The following is a 15,796-nucleotide window of genomic DNA, read 5'->3' on the forward strand; positions in this document are numbered from 1 at the left end:
GACCCCTCCGAAAGGCCGGATATCCGATGACCGCTTCCGTCGAAGAAACCCCCGAGAGGACCGAGAACCCGCCCGACCCCAAACGGTGGCTGGCGCTGGCGGTCATCCTCTTCGCGTCCTTCATGGACCTGCTGGACGTGACGATCGTCAACGTCGCGGTGCCCGCCATCCAGCAGGACATCGGGGCCAGTTACTCGGAGGTCGCCTGGACCACCTCCGGCTACGCGCTCGCCTTCGCCGCGCTGCTGATCACCGGGGGGCGCCTGGGCGACCTCTACGGGCGCCGGCGGATGCTGCTGATCGGCATGGCCGGCTTCACCGTGTCGTCCCTGCTGTGCGGCATCTCCGGCGACCCCGGCACACTGATCGCCGCGCGGGCGGTCCAGGGCGCCACCGCCGCCCTGATGGTCCCCCAGGTGCTGTCGATCATCCACGTCACCTTCCCGGCCGAGGAGCGCGGCAAGGTGTTCGGGATGTTCAGCGGCATCGGCGGACTGGCCCTGGTCTTCGGGCCCATCCTCGGCGGCGTCCTCGTGGAGGCCGACCTGCTGGGCTGGGGCTGGCGGCCCATCTTCCTGCTGAACATCCCGGTCGGGATCCTCACCTTCTTCGCCGCCCTGTACCTCGTCCGGGAGTCGCGGGACACCGACGCGCCCCGGCTGGACCTCGTCGGCGTGGTGCTCGCCACCGCCGGTGTGCTGCTGCTGGTGTATCCGCTGACGCAGGGGCGCGAACTGGGCTGGCCCGCCTGGTCCTTCGGGATGCTCGCCGGATCAGTCGCGGTCCTCGCCGTCTTCGTGGTCCACGAGCGCAGGCTCATCGCCCGCGGCGGCTCCCCGCTGATCGCGCTGGAACTGTTCCAGGCACGCAGCTTCGCCGCCGGCTTCGGCGTCAACTTCCTCTACAGCGTGGCGTACGGCACCTTCTTCCTGATGTGGACCCTGTGCCTGCAGACCGGGCTCGGCTGGTCCGCGATGCGCGCCGGACTGACCGGGCTGCCCATGTTCCTCGGCCTCCTGGTCTCGGCGGGTACGACGGTGCAGTTCCTGACGCCCAAGTTCGGGCGCAAGGTGCTCTTCGGGGGCGGTCTGCTGCTGATCGCGGGAGCGCTGGGGCTGGTGTGGGCGCACGACCGGTACGGCGTGGAGATCACCTCCTGGGAGATGAGCGCGCCGCTGTTCGTCTTCGGCCTCGGCATGGGGGCGGTGCTGGCACCGGTGCTCGACTTCGCCCTCACCGGCGTCCCGCACAAGGTCGCCGGCTCCGCCTCCGGGGTCCTGAACACCTCGGGCCAGCTCGGCAGCGCGGTCGGCATCGCCCTCATGGCCGTCCTCTTCCTCTCCGGGCTGCCCGGTCAGTCCGGCAAGGGCGTCGACGCGGTGGAGCCGCAGATCCGGCAGGACCTGGTGGCGGCCGGCATCACCGACACGCGCACCGGTGACGACATCCTCGCCGGCTTCCGCGCCTGCGTGCACGACCGGATGGCCGACGTCAGCCCCGAGGCGATGCCGGAGAGCTGCCGCGAGCAGCCCCCCGGCGTCACGCGGGCACAGCTCACGGCCGTGCAGGACGTGCTGGCCAAGCACACCCCCGAGGTCCAGGCGGAGACCTTCTCGGGAGCCTTCCGGATGGGCCTGTTCTCCGTCATGGGCCTCTTCGCCCTCATGACCGCCCTGATGTTCGCGCTGCCGCGCTTCGCCCGCCCGGAGAAGGACGCGGCGGCCATCGTGTGACCCGCCGCCGACACGAAGAGGCCCTGGACCGGAAGGAGTTCCGGTCCAGGGCCTCGGTCGTGCCGCGGTGCTCTCAGGCCGTACGGCGTGTCAGTTGCTCTTCTCCAGCTCGATCTTCGGGAGCAGGCGCTCCAGGGGCGCCGGGAGCCACCAGGCGCGGCGGCCCAGGAGCTGCATGACGGCCGGGACGATGAGGCAGCGGATGACGACCGCGTCGACGAAGATGGCGACCGCCATGCCGAAGCCCGTCTGCTGGAGCAGACGCTGCGGGCTCAGCATGAAGGCGCCGAAGACGACGACCATGATCGCGCCGGCCGCGGTGATCACACCACCGGTGTGGGCGAGGCCCTCCCGGACGGCCAGGGCGTTGTCCTTGGTGCGGACCCACTCCTCGTGGATACGGGAGACCAGGAAGATCTCGTAGTCCATCGAGAGGCCGAACACCACGGCGAAGATCATCACCGGCAGGTAGGCCTCGATCGGCCCGGGCTCCACGCCGAACCAGCCGTGCTGGAACACCAGGGTGATGGCGCCCAGCGCGGCACCGATGCTCAGCAGGTTCAGCAGCGCCGCCTTGAGCGGGATCAGCACCGAGCGGAAGACCGCCATGAGCAGGAGGATCGACAGGCCCACGACGATCGTCACGAACAGCGGCATCCGGTCGGAGACCTTCTGCGAGTAGTCCTCGGCCGCGGCCGTGGAACCGCCCACCAGGTACCGGGCACCCGTGTCCGACGCCAGCGGGGGCAGCACGTCGTCCCGCAACTCGGCGACCAGGTCGGACGTCTTCTCGTCCTGCGGCGAGGAGGCCGGGAAGGCGAGCACCGTCGCGGCCTTGCCGTCCTGGGTGGGAACGGGCGGAGTGGCGGCCTCGACGCCCGGGACGTCGTTCAGCGCCCGGGAGACCACGGCACCCGCCTGCTCGGCGCCGCCCTCGCCGCCGTCCACGATCACGATCAGCGGACCGTTGAAGCCGGGGCCGAAGCCGTCGGACAGCAGGTCGTAGGCCTGGCGGCTGGTGGTGTCGGGCGCGTCGCTGCCCGCGTCCGCGAAGCCCAGCCGCATCGTCAGCGCGGGCACGCACAGTGCGCCGAGGATCACCGCGGCGGCCAGCAGCGCGGCCAGCGGCCGGCGCTGCACCCCGGAGGCCAGCTTGCGCCACACGGTGCCCTCGACGGGCTTGCCCTGGGCCACGCGCTTGGCGGCCCGCGCGGTGAACTGACGGGCGAAGCGCTCGCCGAAGATGCCCAGCAGGGCGGGCAGCAGGGTCAGCGAGGCGATCATGGTGACCAGCACGGTGAGCGCCACCGACACCGCCATGCCCTGCAGCGAGCCGAGGCCGAGGGCGACCAGACCGAGCAGGGCGAGGATGACCGTGCAGCCGGCGAAGAACACCGAACGTCCGGCCACGTCCAGCGCGTCCTTGGTGGCCCGTTCCGGGGCGATCCCGCGCACCAGCTCCGCCCGGAAGCGGGCGAAGATCAGCAGCGCGTAGTCGATGCCGACGCCGAGGCCGACGAGGATCATGACGTACGTCGTCCAGTCGGCGATCGTGAACAGGTGCGACATCAGGACGATCGCCCCGAGCGTCGAACCCACCGCGAACACCGCGGTCATGATGGGCAGTCCGGCGGCGATGATCGTGCCGAACATGAACACCAGGATGACCAGCGCGGCCAGCAGACCGGCGCCCTCGGCCGCGCTGCCCGAGCTCTCGCCGAGCACACGGGCCGCGTCACCGCCCAGCTCGACCTGGAGCCCGTCGCCCTCGATCGAGGTGGCGGCGTCGTAGATCTTCTGGGTGTCCTCCTTCGGCATCTCCTTCGAGGCGACCTCCAGCACCACGGTCGCGTAACCGATGGTGCCGTCCTCGGAGACGGCGGCGGAGTCGTCGTACAGGCTGCGCACCTGCTCCACGTTGGGCAGGTTGGCGACGTCCGCCAGCATGCCCTCGACGCGCTTCTCGACCTCCGGGGTCTTCAGCCCGTCCTTGTCGCGCAGCACGATGGACACCGTGTCACCGGCGTGGGCGGCGCCGTGCTCGGCGAGCACGTCGGCCGCCGCCTGCGACTCGGTGCCGGGCAGCGCGTAGTCCTCGCGGTAGTCGTCGCCCACCACCGTCGCGGCCGCCCACACGCCCACCAGCACGGCGAACCACAGGATGAGGGCCAGCCACTTCCGACGGTAGGAGAAGCCGGCGACGCGTGCGAACACGCCCTCCCGGCTCTGTGTCTGGGTTGTCTCTTCGGTCAGAGTCATGGTTGCTTCGGTCTCTCTCCACAGGGTTCACAGTGGGTTGGTGCGCCCGACCGGCGCCGCAGCCGCGCCTGGGCGGCGAGCAGCAGGGGAACGGCGCAGATCAGCAGGGGCAGCAGCAGACGTTGTACGGAGCCGTGGGCGACGTTCTCCCACAGCGGCAGCCGGTGCCCGGCCAGCAGGGGCAGGGCCGCCATGACCGCGGAGGTCAGGGCGAACGAGGGAGCGCCCGCCTGCTGACCCGTCAGCACGCGGGCGCGTCGCAGCGGCGCTCCGGTCAGCCGCAGCGCGGCCGAACTCACGCCGTGGGCGAGGAACAGGAGGGCGACCCCCGCCGCGGTCGGAGCGCCGGTCACCGGCGGTGCGGGCCGGACCGACTCCTCGTCGACCACGGAGGCCAGCGTCCAGCCCCAGCCGCAGGCCAGCAGGCAACTGCCCGCCACCACCAGGGCGTCGCACACCGGGCCTCCGCCCGCCGCCCGCCAGCACAGCCCGGTGTTGCGCACCAGCCAGCCGGCCAGCAGCGGGACGAGCACCGCCCACAGTCCGCCGGTCACCTCGCCGACGAGCGCGGGGAAGCAGGCGGCCAGGACCGCGACGGCCAGCAGCAGCCAGCCCTCGTGAACCACGGACGTCGGCCACAGCGCGCCGCCGGCCTGCCGCCGTTCGGCGCGGTCGCGCCCCAGGTACGGCAGCGCCATGCCCAGGCCGATGTCCGCTCCGCCGAGCACGAAGTACGCGGCGAAGCAGCCGGCGAGCAGCACGACGGCGACCAGCTCCATGACCGCTCACCCCCGGCGCGGCCGGGGACGGCGGTCGTGGCCGCACCGGTGGGCGCCCGGGAGGACGGCCGCCGGTACGGGCGCGGACAGAGGGGACCGCCGGCTCCCGGACGCGGCCGGCGAGCTTGCCGGAGCGCACCCGGGAGCCGGGCGGTTACGCCCGACGGCTCCGGGGGATTTAAGCCGACGGGCGGGATCGGGGGTGGTCTGCTGTTCCACGCCTCTACGATCGGCTCACGGCTCGCTCCCGCGCGTCGGCCACCGGATTGCACCCCGCGTACGACGCCGGTTGCAGACAGGGCGGGGACGTACCACCGGGGATGCACACCCCGGCCGCCTCACCCCGCTCACCCTGCCGTCGTCGCAGGTCAGAGCGTTCCCGGAGTCCCGCGCTCGGGCGCGCCCGGCCGCACCGGCACTACTACCGGGGTCGTTGGGGAGTACGCGGCGGGCGGGCGCCCGGGGGAGCGAGGTACCGGCCCGGCAGAGGGGCCGCACCCCCGGATCCCGGGGCCCCCGCCGTACGGCCGGTGGGTGTCAGCTCAGCCAACCCGGCGTGATCATGCCGGACTCGTAGGCGGTGATGACGAGCTGGGTGCGGTCACGGGCGCCGAGCTTGGACATGATGCGGCTCACGTGGGTCTTGGCGGTGGCGGGGCTGAGCACCAGACGGCGGGCGATCTCGTCGTTCGTCAGGCCCGCGCCCACCAGGCTGAGGACCTCGCGTTCGCGGGCGGTCAGGGCGTTGAGCCGCGGGCTCGGGTCCGGGTGGCGGACCCGGTTGGTGAACTCCGCGATGAGCCGGCGGGTCACCTTGGGGGCGATCAGGGCGTCGCCGCGGGAGCAGACGCGGATGCCGTGCAGCAGCTCCATCGGCTCGGTGTCCTTGACGAGGAACCCCGAGGCACCCGCGTACAGGGCGTTGAACACGTAGTCGTCCATGTCGAAGGTGGTCAGTATCAGCACCTTCACCCCGGACAGCCGTTCGTCCTCGGTGATCCGCCGGGTGGCGGCCAGACCGTCCTCCTCGGGCATCCTGATGTCCATCAGGACGATGTCCGGCAGCAGTTCACCGGCGAGCCGCACCGCCTCGACGCCGTCGGCCGCCTCGCCCACGACCTCGATGTCGTCCTCGTCGTCGAGGATCGACCGGAATCCGGCTCTCACGAGTCTCTGGTCGTCGGCGAGCACGACTCTGATGGGGGTCGTCATGCGGCACAGGGTAGTCACACGGCGGTCCGGCCGGCCGCATCGGCCACGGGAAACCGGCCGTCAGCGGTCCGCCGCCGCGCCCGCCACCGCGGGAGCGGCACTGCCGGCCCGCCGGGCGTCCTCGTCCAACGGGCACAGGGGCAGCCGGGCCTCCACCCGGAAGCCCGAACCGGTGTCGCCCGCGGTCAGTTCGCCGCCCAGCGCACGGGCCCGCTCGGCCATGCCCGCGATACCGCTGCCCGCGATGCCGTCCGCCGCGCCCCGCCCGTCGTCCTCGACGCGCACCCGGAACTCGTCCGGCGCGTAGCGCACGTCGATGACGGCGTTGCGTGCCTGCGCGTGGCGGGTGATGTTGGTCAGCGACTCCTGCACGATGCGGTAGGCGGCCAGCGAGATCTGCGGCGGGATCACGGGCGCCTCGCCGTGCGTCTCCAGCGTGACCGCCAGTCCGGTGGCCCTGGCCCGCTCGGCGAGTTCACCGAGGCGCTCCAGACCGGCCGTCGGCGCGGTCGGGGCCTCCTCGTCCACCTGGCGCAGCACGCCCAGCGTGCCGCGCAGCTCGCGCAGCGCCTCCTTGCTGTTGTCCCGGACGAACTCCAGGGCGCTGATCAGCTCGGCGGTCTGGCCCGGGCGTTTGGCGCTGCGGTGCAGGGCCGCCGCCACCTGCACATTGATCAGGGAGATGCTGTGGCCCAGGACATCGTGCAACTCACGGGCGATCCGCAGCCGTTCCTCGGTGGCCGACTGCCGGGCCCGTACGTCGCGCTCCCGTTCGGCGGCCAGGGCCCTCTGCTCGGCCTCGTGCTGGAACGCCTGCCGGACCCGCATCGCGTGGCCGAACGCGATGACGCTCAGGAACCAGCCGCTGAGCAGCATGATCGACATGTTGTCGACCTTGCGCTGGTCGCCCACGGCGACGAACTCGCCGTAGGTGACCACGAGCATGACGACGACCGCGAGGCTCACCACCACGGCGAGCCGGCCGACCCTGGCCAGGGTGTAGAGCGCCACCATGAAGACGACCACCGGCGTCGGCCCGTCGCTCTCGGTGAGCTGGTAGTACGCGACTCCGGCGAGCATGGTCGCCGCGCCCACGGAGACGGGCCACCGGTAGCGGAAGCCGAGCGCGAGCCAGCCGACGAGGGCCAGCGCCCAGCCCAGCACCTCGGCCGGCGACGTGTCGGCGCCCTCGAGCCAGGCGCGCGCTCCGCAGTCGACGAACAGGGCGAGGCCGGTCAACGCGACCACACGGTCCAGTCGGAATGCCCGAGCCCAGGAGGGAAGCATGGTGTTCAGGGTACGGACCTTCGCCCGGCCGGGCCAGGCGAACCAGTGCGGCGCCGGCACCCCCTCAGCCACGGATCGTTGCTTTTTCGCCGCCCTCGGACACGGTCTCCAGCAGCAGCCGGGGCGGGCGGAACCGGTCGCCGTACCGCTCGGTCAGCTTCTCGCACCGGGCGGCGAAACCGGCCGGTCCCCCCGGGTAGCCGTTGATGTACTGGAGCGCGCCGCCGGTCCAGCCGGGGAAGCCCGCGCCGAACAGCGAGCCGAGGTTGGCCTCGGCGACGGAGCCGACGGCGCCGTCCTCCAGGCAGCGCAGTGCCTCCAGTGCCTGGCCGAAAAGCAGTCGCTCCTGAAGGTCGCCCAGCGGCAGTCCGGCCTGCGCGCAGGCCTCGGCCGTCCGTGTGCGGCCGGGTGACGCCCCGGCGCCGATCCCGTGCCACAGCGCCACGGCGCCGGCCGGGTAGCCCGCCCCCTCGGCCGCCCGCCGCGCGGAGACGGGGGAGACGCCCTCCGCGGCCATCGCCGCCCCCTCCTCGGCGAACCGGTCGACGAGCCGGGCGGCGAGCGGGGCGGCGAAGAAGCCGGGGGAGGTGTCCACGCCGACCGGGGGAGTGCCGGCGGGGCCGAAGGTGAGGGCGCCGGGGGCGAGGACCTGCCGCCGGTGCCGGGCGTTCACGGCGCGCACGTCGCGGAAGAACGCCTGGATCATGTTCTTGGCGGTCTGCCCCGTCACCAGCTCCACGAAGTACCGGGACTCGACGACCTGGGCGGTCTCGAAGTCGACCTGGGAGCCTTCGACGGCCGCGGCCAGGATGTTGCGCGGCGCCGGGTAGGGGGCGCCGCCGGTGGCGCCCCGCAGCGTGGCGGTGAGGGAGGGCAGCACGGCGGCGAGGCCGGGGTCGGCCGGGGTGCCGCCGGGGATGCGGTGGCCCGGGGTGTCCCAGGGCTGCCGGGAGACGGGGTGGGCGTCGATGAAGGCGCGGGCCCGTTCGGTCAGCTCCTCGGGCGTCGCCGCCAGTTCGTGGACGAGCCCGACCTCCAGCGCCTCACGGGGGGTGTACCGCCGGCCGGTCAGCAGCAGCCCGGACAGTGCCTCGCGCACGCCGAACAGCCGTACCGCTCGGGTCACCCCGCCGCCCGCCGGGAGCAGCCCGAGGGTGACCTCGGGCAGGCCGGTCAGCGTGGCCGGGGTGTCCAGGGCGACGCGGTGGTGGCAGGCGAGGGCGATCTCGTACCCGCCTCCGAGGGCCGCGCCGCCCAGCGCCGCGACGACCGGCACGCCCAGGGTCTCGATGCGGCGCAGCGCCCGCTTGACGCGCAGGGTGAAGGCGAGGAGCTCCGCGGCGTCCTCGGGCCCGGCCCCGCCCAGGTGGTCCAGGTCGCCGCCCGCGAAGAAGGTCCTCTTGGCGGAGGTGAGGATGATCCCGCGCACCGACTCCCGCTCCGTCTCCAGTTGCCCGGCGACGCGGGTGAGGTCGGCGGCGAAGGCCTCGTGCAGGGTGTTGGCGGACCGGGCCGGGTCGTCGAGCACGAGGGTCACGACCCCGGTGTCGTCGCGCCCGAGGCGGATGGTGGGAACGTGGCTCACTGTTCGGTGCCCCTCACGTGACCTGGATTTCCTCGTGCCGTGGCTGTTGTCCGGTGCGGTGCGCGCTCTACACGCGTTCGACGACCGTGGCGATGCCCATGCCGCCGCCCACGCACAGCGTGACGAGGCCGAAGTGCCCGTCCCGGCGCTCCAGTTCGTCCACGAGGGTGCCGAGCAGCATGGCGCCCGTGGCCCCGAGCGGATGGCCGAGCGCGATGGCGCCGCCGTTGACGTTGACCTTGTCCAGCGACAGGCCCATGTCCCTCACGAAGCGCAGCACGATCGCCGAGAACGCCTCGTTGACCTCGACGAGGTCGATGTCGTCCATGGTCAGCCCGGCCTTGGCGAGGGCCTTGCGGGTGGCCGGTGCGGGGCCGGTCAGCATGATGGTGGGCTCGGTGCCGGAGACGGCGGCGGAGACGATCCGGGCGCGCGGGGTGAGTCCGTAGCGGTCGCCGGCCTCCTTCGAGCCGACGGCGACCAGGGACGCTCCGTCCACGATGCCGGAGGAGTTGCCCGGGTGGTGGACGTGGTCGATCCTCTCCAGCCAGTGGTACTTCTGCAGCGCCACGGCGTCGAAGCCGCCGCTCTCGCCCAACTCGGCGAACGAGGGCCGCAGCCGGGCCAGCGACTCCACGGTGGTGCCGGGCCGGGGGTGCTCGTCGCGGCCCAGCACGGTCAGCCCGTTGCGGTCGCGCACCGGCACCAGCGACCGGTCGAACCGTCCCTCCTTCACCGCCTGGGCGGCCCGCTCCTGGGACAGGGCGGCGTACTCGTCGACGTCCCGGCGGGAGAAGCCCTCGACGGTGGCGATGAGGTCCGCGGAGACGCCCTGGGGGACGTAGCCGGTGGCCAGGCTGGTCATCGGGTCGTGGAACCAGGGACCGCCGTCGGAGCCCATCGCCACCCGGGACATGGACTCCACCCCGCCGGCGAGCACGACGTCCTCCCAGCCCGAACGGACCTTGGCGGCCGCCAGGTTGACCGCTTCGAGGCCGGAGGCGCAGTAGCGGTTCTGCTGCACGCCGGCGACGGTGTCCGGCAGGCCCGCGGCGAGCGCCGCGGTTCGCGCGAGGTCCGCACCCTGGTCGCCGACGGGGGCGACCACGCCGAGCACCAGGTCGTCGATCGCGGCCGGGTCGAGGTCCGGCAGGCGGCGCCGCAGCTCGTGGACCAGACCGGTCACCAGGTCGATGGGCTTGGTGCCGTGCAGGGCGCCGTTCGCCTTGCCCCGGCCGCGCGGGGTGCGGATCGCCTCGTAGACGTACGCCTCGGCTGTCATGCGGGGAACTCCTCGGGTGCGGGGGGACCTGTCACCGGCCGTGGCTCACAGCCACTCCCTCACCCGCTCGGCGAGCCGGACGGGATCGGGGCCGGCCAGACGGACGTTGAGCTGGGTCACGCCGGCCTCGCGGAACGCCTCGATGCGCTCGCGGACGTAGGACTCGGGACCGCACAGGGAGACCAGCTCGGCGAACTCGTCGGGGACGGCGGCCTCCGCCTCCCGCTTCTTGCCGGCCAGGTAGAGGTCCTGGATCCGCTCGGCGGCCTCTTCGTAACCGTAGGCGCGGGCCAGGTCGTTGTAGAAGTTCTTGCCCTTGGCCCCCATGCCGCCGACGTAGAGGGCGATCATCGGACGGACCTGGTCGCGGACGGCCGCGGCGTCCTCGCCGACGGCGAGCAGGGAGCCCGCCGCGATCTGCAGCGGTCCCCGCTCGGGGGACCGGGCGGCCAGTCCCTCGTCCAGGGAGGCACCCCAGATCCCGCGGGCCTTCTCGGGCACGAACAGGTGGGGCAGCCAGCCGTCGGCGATCTCCGCGGCCATCCGGACGTTGGCCGGGCCGAGCGCCGCGAGGTGGACCGGGATCTCCTCGCGGACGGGGTGGTTGAGGAACTTCAGCGGCTTGCCGAGCCTGCCGCCCTTCTCCGCCGGCAGCGGCATGTCGAGGATGCCGTGGTGCTCGATCACCTCGCGCCGCCAGATCCGCCGGCACAGCTCGACGGTCTCCCGGGTGCGGCCGAGCGGCTTGTCGTAGCGCCGACCGTGCCAGCCCTCGATCACCTGGGGGCCGGACGCGCCGAGCCCGAGCACGGCCCGGCCGCCGGAGACGGCGTCGAGACCGGCGGCCGTCTGGGCGATCAGCGCGGGGGTGCGCGAGAAGACGTTGAGGATGTACGAGCCGATCCGCACCCGCTCCGTGCGGGCCGCGAGGTACCCCATCGTGGTGGGCGAGTCGTAGCCGTACGCCTCGGCGACCCAGACGGTGTCCAGTCCGGCCCGCTCCAGTCGCACGATCTCCTCCACGGCCTTACGGGGGTCCTCGGCGTAGGGGAGGGTGGTGGCGAGTTCCATCGGTCGTCTCTCCTCGGAGCGGCTCAGAGCACCGGCATGCGCAGGGCGGCGTCCAGGCGGACGGTCTCGCCGTTGAGCATGGGGTTGTCGATGACATGGGCGACGAACGAGGCGAACTCGTCCGGGTCGCCCATGCGCCGGGGATGCGGGATCTGCCGGCGCAGCTGGTCGCGGACGGGCGGCGGCACCGTCTCGAGGAGGCTGGTCTCGAACAGGCCGGGGGCGACGGTCACCACGCGCACGGCGTGCTCGGCCAGCTCCCGGGCCAGGGGCAGCGTCATGCCCACGATGGCGGCCTTGGAGGCGGCGTAGGCGCTCTGGCCGGCCTGCCCGTCCCAGGCGGCGATGGAGGAGGTGGTGACCACGACGCCGCGCTCCTCGCCCAGCAGGGGCTGCGCCACGATGCGCGGCACGGCCTGGCGCACGGCGTTGAAGGTGCCGATCAGGTTGGTCTCCACGACCGTGGTGAACTCGTCCAGCCGCATCGGACGGCGGCCCATCATGCGCTTGCTGTGGGCGCCGCCCGCGCAGCACACCAGGGTGCGCAGCGGGCCCATCTCCTCGGCGACGTCCATCGCCCGGGCGACGTCGTCCTCCAGCCGGACGTCGGCGGCCACGAACGCGGCGTCGGGCCCGAGTTCCTCGGCCGCGGCCTTGCCGGCCGCCTCCGTACGGCCGACCAGGACGGCCTTCGCCCCCTGCGCGATCAGCCGCCGGGCCGTGGCGAGACCGAGTCCCGTCGTCCCTCCCGTGACCACCGCCACCGTGCCGTCGAGCCGCATGGGCCCACTCCTTTTCTCCGGATGCGCCGGCCGGCTCCCGCCTCGGACGGCGCCGTCGGACCATGACTGGTGAATTGCTGGATGACTGTGCAGCGGGGCAGCGGCCGCCGGTGCCGCACCGGGTCCCGCACGACGACGGCGGTCCTTCCCCCGCTCTCCCGCCCGTTCCGCAGCCGGGCGGGAAAGCGGGGGAACCGTGCCGCAGTGGTCAGACGGACGGCTCGTGCCAGCGCAGGACGACGGCACCCGCCGTCATTCCGGCACCGACCGCGAGCAGGGCGATGACATCGCCGTCCCGGAACGGCCTTTCCTGGTGCGCGAGGCTCAGGGTCACGGGAATGGAAGCGGCGGCTATGTTTCCCGTGATCCTGCCGTAGTCGGGTACGACGTGCTTTTCCAGACCGACGAAGTCGCCGACCTTCCGCACCAGTCGCGGATTCGCCTGGTGAACGACAAGACGATTCAGCTCGCTCAGCCGGACGCCCGCCTTGTCCAGGGCGGAACTGAGAATCTTGGGTCCCATTTCCAGCACCGTGCCGGTCACCCCGCGACCGTCCATCTCGAACCAGCCGCCGGTGTGCGGAATCGTCGCGTAGTGCGCCTTGGAGCCGTCGGCCCACAGTTCGGTGGAGAGGATGCCGTAGCCGTCGGGCACCGGCGCGAGCTGGATGGCGCCGGCGCCGTCGCCGAACAGCGGCGCGGTGCGCCGGTCGGTCGGATCGACACAGCGCGTGAAGACGTCCGCGCCGATCACCAGCGGATGGCGGGCCACGCCCGAGTGCACCATGCCGGCGGCGGTGGTGAGGGCGTACACGAAACCGGAGCAGGCGGCGTTCACGTCGAGGGCGGGCGCCCCCGGCAGGCCCAGCCGGTCCTGGACGTAGCAGGCGGTCGCCGGCACCGAACGGTCGGAGGTGACGGTGGCCAGCACGACCAGGTCGGGTTCGACGGGTGCGTCGCGCAGCGCCTTCCGGGCGGCTTGCTCCGCGAGATCGGACGTCGACTCACCGGGCGCCGCGTGGTGGCGCGCCTCGATGCCGATGCGATCACGAATCCATTCGATTTCCGCGCCCGTGGCTTTTCCCACGGATTCGTTGGACACCGCGGGGCCGGGCAGATAGGCGCCCAGGCCGACAATTCCCAACGAGGTACCGATGCCGCTGGCTGTCACTTCAGCCCGCCTTCCTTGAAATGGGTGCAGGGCTCTTGGTGCCGTATTCGACGGCGCTCTCGATGCACGGCGAGCTTGGCAGCCCGGCACAGGAACCGGTCAATGGACGGAAGATGGATCCGTCAAGTTCCGCGAGCGATTGGGGCGGACCTGACAGAGAACGCCGAACGGCGTGTACGCGGCCCGGCGCAGGCCGTCTAATGGAGGCCCCGCGTACCTGAGCGAAAAACGCCTCCGCCGAGTTGACACATTATTCGGCGGCGCGAAGGGCCGGGAAAAACCCGCGAGGGCGGTCCGCGACCGTCCTCTATCAGCCATGCCGTCCGAAAGTCGATCCGGACCTGACAGAGAATGCCGCGGAAGTTGTCCGCCGAAGACCGCGAACGTTGACTGGCGGCGACAGTGCCGGCCGCCCGCGCCACCGGTCGAGACTGGCATGGCAAGCCGAGAGAAGGAGTTGACAGACCAGGTGAAACGCTCGGTAACGGATGCGGACGCCCGGCCTGCCCCCACCCCACCGCCGGCCGGGGAACCGTCCCGCGACAGACCCCGCGGCCCCGGGCGGCGCCTCGTCGGCTCGATCCGCACGGTGGCGGTCCTCGCCCTGTTCTGCACGCTGCTCCAGGCGGCGTTCGCCGGTCTGTTCGTCACGGGCGACGTCGGCATGCTGGACCTGCACGGCATGAACGCGGGGCTGGTCATCCTCATGACCCTGGCCCAGACCGTCAACGCCGTGCTGCTCTGGCGCGGGAACCGCTCGCTGAGGTGGCCCATGGCGGCCGGTCTGGTGATGATCGTGATGGTCGGCGCCCAGCAGGTGATGGGCGACCAGCGGATCATCGCCTGGCACATCCTGCTCGGCACCGCCCTGGTGGGCGTCAAGACGGCCATGCTCTGCTGGGCGTTCACCCTGCGCCCGGTGCCCGCCGCGCCGGTGGCGGAGGTGGCACGGTGAGCACCGAACGCACGACGGCGAATCCCGGCCCGGAAGGCACCCGCCGCCCCCGCATGTCCCGCCGCCGCCTGCTCACCTACGCCGGGGCCGGCGGGGTGGTCACGGCCCTCGGCGTCACCGCCGCGAGCCGGCTGCGCCTGTCCGGCGAGACCACGGGCGAGCAGCTCACCAGCACCGCCCGGCTGCCCCGGCCCTTCGAGGTGCCGTTGCCCGTACCGCCGGTCGCCACGCCGGTCAGCCGTGCGAACGGGGTGGAGACCTATGAACTGGAGCAGCGGGAAGCCCGGTTGGAGATCCTGCCCGGTCTGAAGACCACCGTGTGGGGCTACGACGGACTCTTCCCCGGCCGCACCCTCGTCGGCCGCCGCGACCGGCGCACGGTGGTGCGGCTGCGCAACCGGCTGCCGGTGCCCACCTCGACCCACCTGCACGGCGGCGTCACACCACCCGACTCCGACGGCTACCCCACCGACCTGCTGCTGCCCGAGGGCCCGGCGGGCCGCCGCGACTGGACGAAGTCGATGTCCCACGGCTCCGGCCACGGACACCACTCGGGCGGCTCCCGGCCGGCCGGGGCCGCCCCCGAGGGCTGGAAGTTCAGCCAGGGGGAGCGAGAGTACGAGTACCCGCTGGACCAGCCTGCCGCCACGCTCTGGTACCACGACCACCGCATGGACTTCAGCGCGCCCCAGGTCTGGCGCGGCCTCGCCGGCTTCTTCCTGGTTCGCGACGACGAGGAGGAGGCCCTGGGGCTGCCCGAGGGCGAGCGGGACGTCCCCCTGATGCTCTGCGACCGCTCCTTCGAGGAGGACGGCTCCTTCGCGTACCCCTCCCTGGACCCGACGCTCACCGAGAAGGCGGGAGTCGAGGACGCCTACCACTCCGGCGTCCTCGGCGACGTGCAGCTCGTGAACGGCGCGCCCTGGCCCGAGTTCGAGGTGACCGGCGCCCGCTACCGGCTGCGGCTGCTCAACGCCGCCAACGCGCGCCGCTACCGGCTCGCGCTGGAGGACGAGAGGGGCGGCAAGCGGGTCCCGCTCGTCCAGGTCGGCAGCGACTGCGGGCTGCTGGACCGGCCGGTGACCCACGAGACGCTCACCATGGCGCCGGCCGAGCGCTTCGACGTGGTCGTCGACTTCTCGCGGTATCCCGACGGCAGTGTGCTGACGCTGGTCAACACGCTGGGCGACGGTGACATGGGCAAGGTCATGCGGTTCCGGGTGAAGGGGCGGCGGCGGGACGACAGCCGCGTCCCCGACCGTCTGGTGACCCTCGACCGGGTGAGCCGCCGGCAGTCGGTGCGGGAGCGGTCCTTCGACTTCCGCATGACCACCGAGGGCGGCCACTCCATGTGGACGGTCAACGGGCGCCCGTTCAGCACCGACGGCGTCTGGGCCTCACCCCGCCTGGACACCGTGGAGGTGTGGCGGTTCACCAGCGACTTCCACCACCCGGTGCATCTGCACCTGGCGCACTTCAAGGTGCTCTCCCGCAGCGGCAAGGCGCCCTCGGCCTCGGACGCGGGGTGGAAGGACACGGTGGACGTGCGGCCGTACGAGGTCGTGGAGGTGCTGGCCCGCTTCCGCGGCTACAAGGGGCGGTACATGATGCACTGCCACAACCTGGAGCACGAGGACATGGCCATGATGGCCAACTTCGACATCGTCTGAGCGCGCCCGT

The 15,796-nt window shown here is 72.5% G+C and carries 12 protein-coding genes; 3 read left to right on the forward strand and 9 right to left on the reverse strand.

Annotated elements, in window-relative coordinates:
- Positions 1 to 26: 26 nt before the first annotated feature.
- A complete protein-coding gene (locus ACH499_RS13120; protein ID WP_356203429.1) occupies positions 27 to 1,733 on the forward strand; it encodes an MFS transporter in 1,707 nt (568 codons plus the stop codon).
- 90 nt (positions 1,734 to 1,823) lie between these two features.
- Here the strand turns inward: ACH499_RS13120 and ACH499_RS13125 are convergent, their stop codons facing one another.
- The 9 genes from ACH499_RS13125 to ACH499_RS13165 form a co-directional block, all read right to left on the reverse strand.
- Complete coding sequence (locus tag ACH499_RS13125; protein ID WP_356203428.1) at positions 1,824 to 3,992, reverse strand: MMPL family transporter; 2,169 nt, start codon at positions 3,990 to 3,992, stop codon at positions 1,824 to 1,826.
- Positions 3,989 to 4,771, reverse strand: a complete 783-nt coding sequence (locus tag ACH499_RS13130; RefSeq protein ID WP_356203426.1) for a cytochrome d ubiquinol oxidase subunit II — start codon at positions 4,769 to 4,771, stop codon at positions 3,989 to 3,991. Before ACH499_RS13130 ends, ACH499_RS13125 begins: the two co-directional genes overlap by 4 nt.
- A gap of 537 nt (positions 4,772 to 5,308) precedes the next feature.
- Positions 5,309 to 5,983 (reverse strand): response regulator transcription factor, encoded by a 675-nt coding sequence (locus tag ACH499_RS13135; RefSeq protein WP_356203424.1) that lies wholly within the window; start codon positions 5,981 to 5,983, stop codon positions 5,309 to 5,311.
- Positions 5,984 to 6,043: 60 nt separating this feature from the next.
- The gene (locus ACH499_RS13140) at positions 6,044 to 7,342 is read right to left on the reverse strand and encodes a sensor histidine kinase (protein WP_399015454.1); all 1,299 of its coding nucleotides are present in this window, start codon (positions 7,340 to 7,342) and stop codon (positions 6,044 to 6,046) included.
- Positions 7,335 to 8,855: an enoyl-CoA hydratase-related protein gene (locus ACH499_RS13145; protein WP_399015456.1), complete on the reverse strand. Its 1,521-nt coding sequence runs from the start codon at positions 8,853 to 8,855 to the stop codon at positions 7,335 to 7,337. The genes ACH499_RS13140 and ACH499_RS13145 overlap by 8 nt, the downstream gene beginning before the upstream one ends.
- A gap of 67 nt (positions 8,856 to 8,922) precedes the next feature.
- Positions 8,923 to 10,137 carry an acetyl-CoA C-acetyltransferase gene (locus ACH499_RS13150; RefSeq protein ID WP_399015458.1) on the reverse strand — a complete coding sequence of 405 codons (1,215 nt, stop codon included), beginning with the start codon at positions 10,135 to 10,137 and terminating at the stop codon, positions 8,923 to 8,925.
- A gap of 45 nt (positions 10,138 to 10,182) precedes the next feature.
- Entirely contained in the window at positions 10,183 to 11,208 is a 1,026-nt protein-coding gene (locus tag ACH499_RS13155) for an LLM class F420-dependent oxidoreductase (protein WP_399015460.1), read from the reverse strand.
- Positions 11,209 to 11,231: 23 nt separating this feature from the next.
- Complete coding sequence (locus ACH499_RS13160; protein WP_399015462.1) at positions 11,232 to 11,990, reverse strand: SDR family NAD(P)-dependent oxidoreductase; 759 nt, start codon at positions 11,988 to 11,990, stop codon at positions 11,232 to 11,234.
- A 208-nt stretch (positions 11,991 to 12,198) separates the two neighbouring features.
- Positions 12,199 to 13,161, reverse strand: coding sequence for a ketoacyl-ACP synthase III (locus ACH499_RS13165; RefSeq protein ID WP_356203414.1), 963 nt, complete (start codon positions 13,159 to 13,161; stop codon positions 12,199 to 12,201).
- 589 nt (positions 13,162 to 13,750) lie between these two features.
- Between ACH499_RS13165 and ACH499_RS13170 the strand changes: the two genes are divergently transcribed.
- Together ACH499_RS13170 and ACH499_RS13175 are read left to right on the forward strand one after the other, a co-directional pair.
- Positions 13,751 to 14,116, forward strand: coding sequence for a hypothetical protein (locus ACH499_RS13170; protein ID WP_356203413.1), 366 nt, complete (start codon positions 13,751 to 13,753; stop codon positions 14,114 to 14,116).
- Positions 14,113 to 15,786, forward strand: coding sequence for a multicopper oxidase domain-containing protein (locus ACH499_RS13175; RefSeq protein WP_356203411.1), 1,674 nt, complete (start codon positions 14,113 to 14,115; stop codon positions 15,784 to 15,786). The genes ACH499_RS13170 and ACH499_RS13175 overlap by 4 nt, the downstream gene beginning before the upstream one ends.
- Positions 15,787 to 15,796: the final 10 nt, after the last annotated feature.

It is taken from the genome of Streptomyces sp. NPDC018947 (assembly GCF_044390505.1).
Taxonomy (GTDB): domain Bacteria; phylum Actinomycetota; class Actinomycetes; order Streptomycetales; family Streptomycetaceae; genus Streptomyces.